8 protein-coding genes and 1 pseudogene are annotated in these 9,156 nt (G+C 72.9%); 5 read left to right on the top strand and 4 right to left on the bottom strand.

Features of this window, described 5'->3' with window-relative positions:
- Positions 1 to 347, bottom strand: a pseudogene (locus PKY62_RS04790) (arsenite S-adenosylmethyltransferase); the annotation flags it as partial.
- Positions 348 to 443: 96 nt separating this feature from the next.
- On the opposite strand from PKY62_RS04790, the gene PKY62_RS04785 reads away from it, so the two are divergent.
- On the top strand, positions 444 to 860 hold the full coding sequence (locus tag PKY62_RS04785; RefSeq protein ID WP_324535386.1) for an ArsR/SmtB family transcription factor: 417 nt from the start codon (positions 444 to 446) through the stop codon (positions 858 to 860).
- Here the strand turns inward: PKY62_RS04785 and PKY62_RS04780 are convergent.
- Positions 794 to 1,657, bottom strand: a complete 864-nt coding sequence (locus tag PKY62_RS04780) for a YihY/virulence factor BrkB family protein (protein WP_324535392.1) — start codon at positions 1,655 to 1,657, stop codon at positions 794 to 796. The two genes, PKY62_RS04785 and PKY62_RS04780, sit on opposite strands and share 67 nt — an antisense overlap.
- Positions 1,658 to 1,931: 274 nt before the next feature.
- Between PKY62_RS04780 and PKY62_RS04775 the strand changes: the two genes are divergently transcribed.
- The 4 genes from PKY62_RS04775 to PKY62_RS04760 all read left to right on the top strand — a co-directional run bounded on the left by PKY62_RS04775 (position 1,932) and on the right by PKY62_RS04760 (position 6,349).
- Positions 1,932 to 3,242 carry an ABC transporter substrate-binding protein gene (locus PKY62_RS04775; RefSeq protein ID WP_324535384.1) on the top strand — a complete coding sequence of 437 codons (1,311 nt, stop codon included), beginning with the start codon at positions 1,932 to 1,934 and terminating at the stop codon, positions 3,240 to 3,242.
- An 83-nt stretch (positions 3,243 to 3,325) separates the two neighbouring features.
- Entirely contained in the window at positions 3,326 to 4,345 is a 1,020-nt protein-coding gene (locus PKY62_RS04770) for a carbohydrate ABC transporter permease (RefSeq protein ID WP_324535382.1), read from the top strand.
- On the top strand, positions 4,342 to 5,253 hold the full coding sequence (locus PKY62_RS04765) for a carbohydrate ABC transporter permease (RefSeq protein WP_324535381.1): 912 nt from the start codon (positions 4,342 to 4,344) through the stop codon (positions 5,251 to 5,253). The genes PKY62_RS04770 and PKY62_RS04765 overlap by 4 nt, the downstream gene beginning before the upstream one ends.
- A 55-nt stretch (positions 5,254 to 5,308) precedes the next feature.
- The gene (locus PKY62_RS04760) at positions 5,309 to 6,349 is read left to right on the top strand and encodes a LacI family DNA-binding transcriptional regulator (RefSeq protein WP_324535379.1); all 1,041 of its coding nucleotides are present in this window, start codon (positions 5,309 to 5,311) and stop codon (positions 6,347 to 6,349) included.
- A gap of 18 nt (positions 6,350 to 6,367) precedes the next feature.
- On the opposite strand, the gene PKY62_RS04755 is transcribed toward PKY62_RS04760, so the two are convergent.
- Positions 6,368 to 7,093 carry a VIT1/CCC1 transporter family protein gene (locus PKY62_RS04755; RefSeq protein WP_324535377.1) on the bottom strand — a complete coding sequence of 242 codons (726 nt, stop codon included), beginning with the start codon at positions 7,091 to 7,093 and terminating at the stop codon, positions 6,368 to 6,370.
- A 113-nt stretch (positions 7,094 to 7,206) separates the two neighbouring features.
- On the bottom strand, positions 7,207 to 9,156 hold a 1,950-nt coding region (locus PKY62_RS04750; protein ID WP_324535375.1), incomplete at its 5' end, for a putative bifunctional diguanylate cyclase/phosphodiesterase.

Below are 9,156 nucleotides of genomic sequence, written 5' to 3'. Positions count from 1 at the left end.
GGGCCCACCCGGCGAGCCGAGAGCAGCACGTCGATCCCGCCGCCGGACCCGAGGTCGAGCACGCGCTCGCCGGCACGCAGCTCAGCCACCGCCGTCGGGTTGCCGCAGCCCAGGCTGGCCAGCACGGCAGCCTCGGGCAGTGCGTCGCGGTCCGCGCCCTCGTACAGCGACGCCCCGAAGACGTCGCCCGCCGACGCGCCCTGCCCGGCGTCGGCCTCGGCTTCCGCGCCGCAGCAGCCGCCCGCACCGCAGCACCCGTCCGCAGCCGCAGCCGTCGGCAGCGCGCTCACCTGGAGCGCGACCCGTCCGTAGTGCTCCCTGACCTGCTCGACGACCGACTCGTCCATGCGCCTACCCTCTCGATCCAGATATCGACAAGGGTCGATATCACCCGAGCCTCCCCAAGGCATCGACATCTGTCAATATCGTGGAAGGATGCTGCCATGACCGAGCTCACCCTCACCCCGCGCCCGGCCGGGACACCGCACGACGGGACGCCGCACGACGAGGCGCCGGCCGATGGTGCGGGCGGCGTGCTGGCCTGCTGCACGCCGCTGACCCGCCGCGCGCTGAGCGGCACGGAGGCCACCGCCGTCGCCCAGGTGCTCAAGGCGCTGGCGGACCCCGCCCGGGTGCGCCTGGTCTCCCTCGTCGCGGCGCACGAGGGCGGGACGGCCTGCGTGTGCGACCTCGTCGAGCCGCTGGGCCTGAGCCAGCCGACCGTGTCGCACCATCTCAAGGTGCTCGTCCGGGCGGGCCTGCTGCACCGCGAGCAGCGCGGCGTGTGGGCCCACTACTCCGTGGTGCCGGGTGCGCTCGACGACCTCGCCCGCGTGCTCACCTCGACGGGGCGCGGCTGACCGCTCCGCTCGGCGTCGAGGGCGGCCCCGAGGACCAGCGCGACGTTGGTCAGCCACACCCACAGCAGCAGCACCACGACCCCGGCGAGCGCGCCGTAGGTCCGGTCGTACGTGGCGAACCCCGCGACGTACACGCCGAAGCCCGCGGTCGCGCCGAGCCACAGCCCGATCGCGACCACCGCGCCGACGGTCACCCCGCGCTGCGGCCGGTCCCGGTCCGGCGTCGCCCCGTAGAGCACCGCCACCACCACGGCCATGAGGCCGAGCACGACGGGCCACCGCGCGACCGACCAGACCCCCACCGCGAGCTCGCTCACCCCGAGCAGGTCGCCGAGGAGCATCACCACCGGCCCGGCCAGCACGAGGGCCCCGCACACCACCGCCGCCAGGACCAGCACCACGAGCGTCACGACGAGCATGCGCGCGCGCACCCGCCACAACGGCCGGCGTTCGACCAGGCCGTGGACCCGGTTCATCGCGCGCCCGAACGCGTTGACGTAGCCCGAGGCGGACCACAGCGCGGCGAGCACGCTCACGGCGAGCACCCACCCGGCACCCCGGCCGGACGTCACGTCCCGGACGAGCCCCTCCACCACCGCGAGGTCGAGCCCCGGTGCCCGGCGGGCGACGGACTCCAGGACGTCGGCCACCACGCCCGGCCCGTCGGCCACCAGCCCGAGCACGGCGACCAGCGCCAGCAGTGCCGGCGCCACGGCCAGCACGGCCCAGTAGGTCAGCGCCGCCGCGACGTCACCGCCGTCGGCGCGCTGATACCGACCGGCCGTCCCCCGCACCATCTCGAGCACCCGGACAGCATCGCCCGGGCGCCGGCAGATGTCGCGGCGGGAGCGCAAGGGTCACGGTTCGGTCACGAGGATTGACAGGCCACCCACCGGTGGCGCACGGTTGCGACATAGCCGATGAGACCGGTCCCATCCGAGGGACGCACTTCGCTCGCCGCAAGGTGAGACCGGTCCCACAGGCAGAGCGCGCAGACCCGCCCCGGACCCCCCGGCGGCGGGGCTCGAGGTGGGTGGCAGAGCTGCCACCCCGGAGACGAAGGAGTCGCACGTGCGTACAACCAGGAAGTCCTGGGTCGCCCTGACCGCGGGCATGGCCGGCATCGCGCTGGTCGCCACGGGCTGCGCCAGCAGCACCGACGACGACGGGACCGACGAGGGCACCGACGAGGGGTCCGGCACCGAGGAGATCACCCTCACGGTCGCCACCTTCAACGAGTTCGGCTACGAGGACCTCGTCACCGAGTACATGGAGCTCAACCCGGGGATCACGGTCGAGCTCAAGAAGGCGGCCACGGCCAACGAGGCGCGCGACAACCTCAACACCCGGCTCGCAGCGGGCTCCGGCCTGTCCGACGTCGAGGCGATCGAGGTGGACTGGCTGAGCGAGCTCATGCAGTTCTCCGACAAGTTCGTCGACCTGTCCGACCCGTCGGTCGAGGACCGCTGGCTGGACTGGAAGACCGCCGCCGCCACGACGGCAGACGGCATGCTCATGGGCTACGGCACGGACATCGGCCCCCAGGGCCTGTGCTACCGCTCCGACCTGTTCACCGCGGCCGGCCTGCCTGCCGACCGGGCCGAGGTCGCCACCCTGCTCGAGGGCGACTGGGAGCACTACTTCGAGATCGGTGACCAGTTCGTCGCCGCGAGCGACTCCGCATGGTTCGACTCCGCCGGCGCCACCTACCAGGCGATGATCAACCAGGTCGAGAACGCCTACGAGGAGGACGACGGCACGGTCATCGGCATCGACCACGCCACCGTCAAGGACATCTACACCTCCGTCCTCGACGCGAGCGTCGACCGTGAGCTGTCCGCCCACCTGGCCCAGTGGAGCGACGACTGGAACGCCGCGTTCCAGAACGGCGCCTTCGCGACCATGGCCTGCCCGGGCTGGATGCTCGGCGTGGTCGAGGGCAACGCCGCCGGCGTCACCGGCTGGGACTTCGCCGACGTCTTCCCCGGCGGCGGCGGCAACTGGGGCGGCTCGTACCTGACCGTCCCGACGCAGTCCGAGCACCCGGAGGAGGCCATGGCCCTGGCCAACTGGCTGACCGCGCCGGAGCAGCAGATCAAGGCGTTCATCGCCAAGGGCACGTTCCCCAGCCAGGTGGACGCGCTGTCGAGCGAGGACCTGCTGAGCCAGACCAACGCGTTCTTCAACGACGCGCCGACCGGTGAGATCCTGGCCAACCGGGCCGCGGCCATCACCGCGACCCCGTTCAAGGGCCCGAACTACTTCGCGATCCACACCACGGTGACCGACGCCCTGACCCGGGTCGACGTCGACAAGACCGACGACGCGGCGTCGTCGTGGGAGAAGGCCCTGACGGCCTTCGGTGAGCTCGGCCTCGGCTGATCCACGGCAGGGGGTGGGCCGCCGCCGCGGCGGCCCACCCCCGGTCCACCGGACCACCTCCCCCGACGACGTAGGAGACCCAGATGTCGAGCACCACCCCGACCGCGACCGCGTCGGCCCCGTCGAGGGCCGCAGCCCCCCCGGAGCGGGACGACCGACGCCAGCGCATGCGCAACCGGCGGGGACGGCTGGACGTCCTGCTCTCTCCCTACCTGTACGTCTCGCCGTTCTTCATCCTCTTCGCGATCGTCGGCCTGTTCCCGCTCGTCTACACGGCGTACGTCTCGATGCACGACTGGCACCTCATCGGCGGCCAGGGCGACTTCGTCGGGTTCGCCAACTACGTCGACGTCGTCCAGCAGCCGCGGTTCATGACGGCGCTGCGCAACACGTTCTCGATCTTCCTGCTGTCCTCGGTCCCCCAGATGTTTGCTGCGCTGTTCATCGCGGCCGTCCTGGACGCCAACCTGCGCGCCAAGACGTTCTGGCGGATGGGCGTGCTGCTGCCCTACGTCGTGGCCCCGGTCGCGGTGGCCGTGATCTTCTCCCGGCTGTTCGCCGACCAGGCCGGCATGATCAACACCCTGCTCGGGCAGATCGGCGTGGGCCCGATCCGCTGGCACGCGGACCCGCTCTCGTCGCACGTCGCGATCGCCTCGATGGTCAACTTCCGCTGGACCGGCTACAACGCGCTGATCTTCCTGGCCGCGATGCAGGCCGTCCCGCGCGAGCTCTACGAGGCCGCCGTCCTCGACGGCGCCAACCGGTTCCGTCAGTTCTTCTCCGTCACCGTGCCGCTGCTGCGGCCCACCATCATCTTCGTCGTCATCACCTCCACCATCGGCGGCCTCCAGATCTTCGACGAGCCCCGCATGTTCGACCAGCTCGGCGTCGGCGGCGCCGACCGCCAGTGGATGACCGTGACGATGTTCCTCTACGAGCTCGGCTGGGGCGCCCAGAAGAGCTTCGGCCGGGCCGCGGCCGTGGCCTGGATCCTCTTCCTCATCATCATCGCCATCGGCCTCATCAACTTCGCGATCACGCGCCGCATCGCGACCACCGGCGGGCACCCGTCGCCCAAGAAGAAGGGTGGTGCCCGATGAGCACGTCCGTCCCGATGATCGCCCAGACCGCAGGGCCGGGTGCCGCCCGCGCGGCTGCCCGCAAGCGGGGGCTCAACGCCGGCCTCAACGGCCGCCCCGGCTGGGTGACGTACACGATCCTCGGCCTCATCCTCGTCATCTCCGCCTACCCGATCTACTACGCCTTCCTCCTCGCCGCGTCGGACTCGGCCACCATCGCCCAGAACCCCGTGCCCTCGCTCATCCCCGGCCCCAACCTGTGGGACAACCTGGGCAAGGTCATCAGCTCGGACATCAAGTTCTGGCAGGCCGTGACCAACAGCGTCATCGTCGCCGTCATCACCAGCGTCTCCGTGGTCTTCTTCGCCACGCTGGCCGGCTTCGCGTTCGCCCGGCTGCGGTTCCGCGGCCGGCGCCAGCTGCTCGTCTTCATCATCGCCACCATGGCCGTGCCCACCCAGCTCGGCGTCGTCCCGCTGTTCATCGTCATGGCCAAGCTCGACTGGACCGGCAAGCTCATCGCGGTCATCGTCCCCGCCATGGTCACGGCCTTCGGGGTGTTCTGGATGACGCAGTACCTCGAGTCGGCGCTGCCCTACGAGCTCATCGAGGCGGCCCGGGTCGACGGCTGCTCGATGATCCGCACGTTCTGGCACGTCGCCCTTCCGGCCGCGCGCCCGGCGGCAGCCATGCTCGCGCTGTTCACGTTCGTCGGCTCCTGGACCAACTTCTTCTGGCCCTTCATCGTGCTCGGGTCCTCGAACCCGACCCTGCCCGTCGCCCTGCAGCTGCTGCAGGCCTCCTACTTCAAGGACTACGCGCTCATCATGGCCGGCACCGTCGCCGCCACCATCCCCCTCATCGCCCTGTTCGCCGTCGCGGGCCGCCAGCTCGTCTCCGGGATCATGGCCGGCGCCGTCAAGGGATGACCACCGTGGGCGACCACCGCACCGGCGCTCGGCCCGCGCGCGATAGCGTGCCCGCGTGAACCGACCCGCCGGGACCATCGAGCCCGCCGCCCGGCGCGCCGCACCCACCATCCGGGAGGTCGCGGCGACGGCCGGCGTGTCCCGGGCCACCGCGTCCCGGGTCATCAACGGCGGGCACCTCGTCAGCCCCCAGGCGAGGGAGGCGGTCGAGGCGGCGATCGCCCAGCTGGGCTTCACGCCCAACCCCGCGGCGCGCTCGCTCGCCACCCGGCGCACCGGTTCGGTGGCCCTCGTCGTGCCCGAGCCCAACGCCCGGCTGCTCACCGACCCGTTCTTCGGCGGCATCATCAACGGACTGTCGCTGGCCCTCGAGGACAACGACCTGCAGATGGTCCTGCTCATCGCCCGCGACGGGCCGAGTGCGCGCCGCGTCGCCCGCTACGTCACCACCGGTCACGTCGACGGCGCCGTCGTCGCCTCGCACCACCGCGACGACGCGCTCAACCGCCAGCTCGTCGAGTCCGGCCTGCCCACCGTCTTCATCGGGCGCCCGCTGGACGTCACCGGGTCGCACTGCGTCGACCTGGACAACCGCGCCGGCGCACGCCTGGCGACCGACCACCTCATCGCCCAGGGCCGACGCCGGATCGGGACCGTGGCCGGGCCCGTGGACATGACCGCCGGCCTCGACCGCCTCGCCGGCTGGCGGGCGTCGCTCGCCGCGGCGGCGCTGCCGGACGACGCCGTGGCGTACGGGGACTTCACCGTGGGTGGCGGGGCGGCGGCGGTCGCGCGGCTGCTCGCGACCCACCCGGACCTCGACGCCCTCTTCGTCGCGTCCGACCTCATGGCCTCGGGCGTGCTCACCCATCTGGCAGCGCGCGGCATCCGCGTGCCGCAGGACGTCGCGGTCGTGGGGTTCGACGACCTCGAGGTGGCGGAGAGCACGCACCCGCCGCTGACCACGGTGGCCCAGCCGGTCACCGAGATGGCGGCCCGTGCGGGTCGGATGCTCGCCGACCTGCTCGCGGGGGTCCGGGTGCCGGCCGAGCCCGTGCTGTTCGAGGCCCGCCTCGTCCGGCGCGGGTCCGCCTGAGTCAGACCGTCGCCCGGGTCAGACCACCGTCGCGCCGAGGAGCGCGCCGATCCCGTAGGTGACGCCCATCGCGAGCGCGCCGCCGAGGAGCAGGCGCACCATGGCGCGCCGCCGGCCCGCCCCGCCGATGTGCGCGCTGACCGAGCCCGTCACGGCCAGGGCGAGCACCACCGCGGCGATGGTCACCGGGATGCGGATCCCGATCGGGGCCGCGACCACCGCGACGAGCGGCAGCACGGAGCCGACCGTGAAGGCGATCGCCGAGGCAACCGCGGCGTGCCACGGGTTGGTGCGCTCGTGGGGGTCGAGCCCCAGCTCGGCCTCGACGTGCGCGGTCAGCGCGTCGCCCGCACTCAGCTCCGCCGCGACCCGGTGGGCGGTCTCGGCCGTCAGGCCCTTGCGCCGGTAGATCTCGGCGAGCTCCGCCAGCTCGCCCTCCGGGTCCTCCGCCAGCTCGCGCCGCTCGCGGTCGATCATCGCCCGCTCGGTGTCCCGCGCGCTGCTCACCGAGACGTACTCGCCCAGCGCCATCGAGACGGCGCCGGCCACCAGCGCGGCCACACCGGCGACGAGGACCGCCGTGCGCTCGGGCGTCGCCGCCGCGACGCCGACCACGAGGCCCGCGGTGGAGATGATGCCGTCGTTGGCGCCGAGCACACCGGCACGCAGCCAGTTGAGTCGCGCCTGGGTGCCGTTCGAGTGCGGCTCGACGCTCTGGCTCGCGGGCGTGGTGGTGGCGTCCATCCCTCGACGGTAGGCACAGCGCCAGGGCCGCGCCAGCAAGGACAGGCTCGCCGAACCCCGCCCGCGACCGCACCGCCACGGCCCGCGCGGCGCATCAGCGGGAGGGCTGCGCCTCAGCGGAAGCGCGGGGCCGGCACCTGGTCCAGCGGCGCGGCGACGAGCGCCGGCAGCCTCGCCTCGATCCGGTCGCACAGGTCATCGAGCGCCGCGGCGGGCACGGGACGGCCCAGGCCGAACCCCTGCGCGGCGAAGCAGTGCATGTCCCGCAGCGCCAGCAGGGTCGCGTCGTCCTCGACACCCTCGGCCACGACGGAGAGCCCGAGGTGGTGGGCCAGCTCGATGGTCGACCGCACGATCGCCGCGGACGCGGGGTCGTCGCGCACACCCGCGACGAACGAACGGTCGATCTTCAGCCGCCGCACGGGCAGCCGCTGCAGATAGGCCAGGGACCCGTACCCGGTGCCGTAGTCGTCGATCGACAGGGTCACCCCGAGCCTCGCGAGCTCGCCGAGCACCGCCGCGGCCCGCACCGGGTCGACCATCGCTGCCGTCTCGGTGATCTCGAGCTCGAGCAGCGACGGCGGCACCTCGTAGCGGTCGAGGATCTCGCACACGTCGTCCACCAGCCGGGGGTCGAGCAGGTTGCGCACCGAGAGGTTGACGGCGACCGTCAGCCGCTGCCCGCCGGCCGCCCAGGCGGCGCACTGCGCCACCGCGCGGTCGAGCACCACGAGCGTGAGCAGCCGGATGAGCCCCGTGCGCTCGGCAGCCGGTACGAAGACCCCTGGCGCGATGAGCCCGCGCTCGGGGTGCTGCCACCGGACCAGTGCCTCCGCGCCGATGACCCGACCGGTGCCGACCTCGACCTGCGGCTGGAAGTGCACCACGACGTCGCCCGCCTCGAGCGCGGCCTGGAGCTCCGTCATGAGCAGGGCGGCCAGCCCGCCGCCGTCCTCCATCTGGTGGTCGTAGCGGACGATCCCCGTGTGGTGCTCGCGGGCCGAGGACAACGCCAGGTCGGCCCTGGCGAGCAGGTCCTCCGCGTCGAGCCCGTCGTCTGGCACCACGACCAGCCCCACCGCACCGTCCACGCTGATGCCGAGGCCGGAGACGGCCATCGGCTGGCCCAGCCGGGCGCGTACGCGGACGGCGAGCCGCTCGGCGTCGGCCGCGTCGTCCAGCGGGCCGAGCAGCACGCCGAAGACGTCCCCGCCGATCCGTGCCAGGGGCACGCCGTCCCCGACGACGCCGCGCAGCGCGCCCGCCGCCGTGCGCAACAGCTCGTCGCCGACGCGGTGGCCCAGCGTGTCGTTGATCTCGGTGAAGCGGTCCAGCCCGGCAAGGAGCACGGCATACCGCGACCGCTCGCCGGTGTGCTCGTCCGGCGTCAGCGCGTCCGTCAGCCGCTCGGTGAACCGTCGACGGTTGTCCACCCGCGTGAGGAAGTCGGTGTCCGCCAGGTGGGCGAGGCGGCTCGACTGACCGCCCAGCCGCTGCACCACGTCGATCATCCGGATGACGACGAGCACCACGAGCACCACGTGGACCACGGCCTGCTCCACGGGGTGGACGGGCACGGGCAGCCACAGCGCGGCGATGCTCAGGCCCGGCAGCACGAGGAAGGCCGCAGCGAGGAGGAGGACGCGCTGCACGGTGAAGGCGTCCGACGGCGAGGAGCGCCCGTCCGTGATGTGCGACATCGACGGGTGCAGGGCCGCGGTGCCCCACAGCAGGGACATGCCGAGCCACAGCGGGTCGATCCACGGCTCGTGCTGCGCGACGTAGGGCGAGATCGCCACCGCCTGGAAGAGCAGGTCCGCGACGAGCGCGAGGAGGAAGGCCCCGGTGAGCAGGCGCAGGGCGGGCGACCGGACGACGGGCGAGGCCCGCAGGTGTCCCAGCTGGACGATGAGCACGACGTCGCCCACCGGGTAGGCGATCTCGATGACGCGCGCGGCCATGCTCGCGTCGCTCGCGGCCCACGCGGGCTCGATGAGGACCACCCAGAGCACCAGGCCGAGCACCACCGCGATGATGAGCGCGTCGAGGAGCGCCGCGATGTC

Source organism: Actinotalea sp. (assembly GCF_035443605.1).
Taxonomy (GTDB): domain Bacteria; phylum Actinomycetota; class Actinomycetes; order Actinomycetales; family Cellulomonadaceae; genus Actinotalea.
The sequence above is the reverse complement of the archived record's forward strand: the minus strand, read 5'-3'. Positions and strand labels throughout refer to the sequence as shown.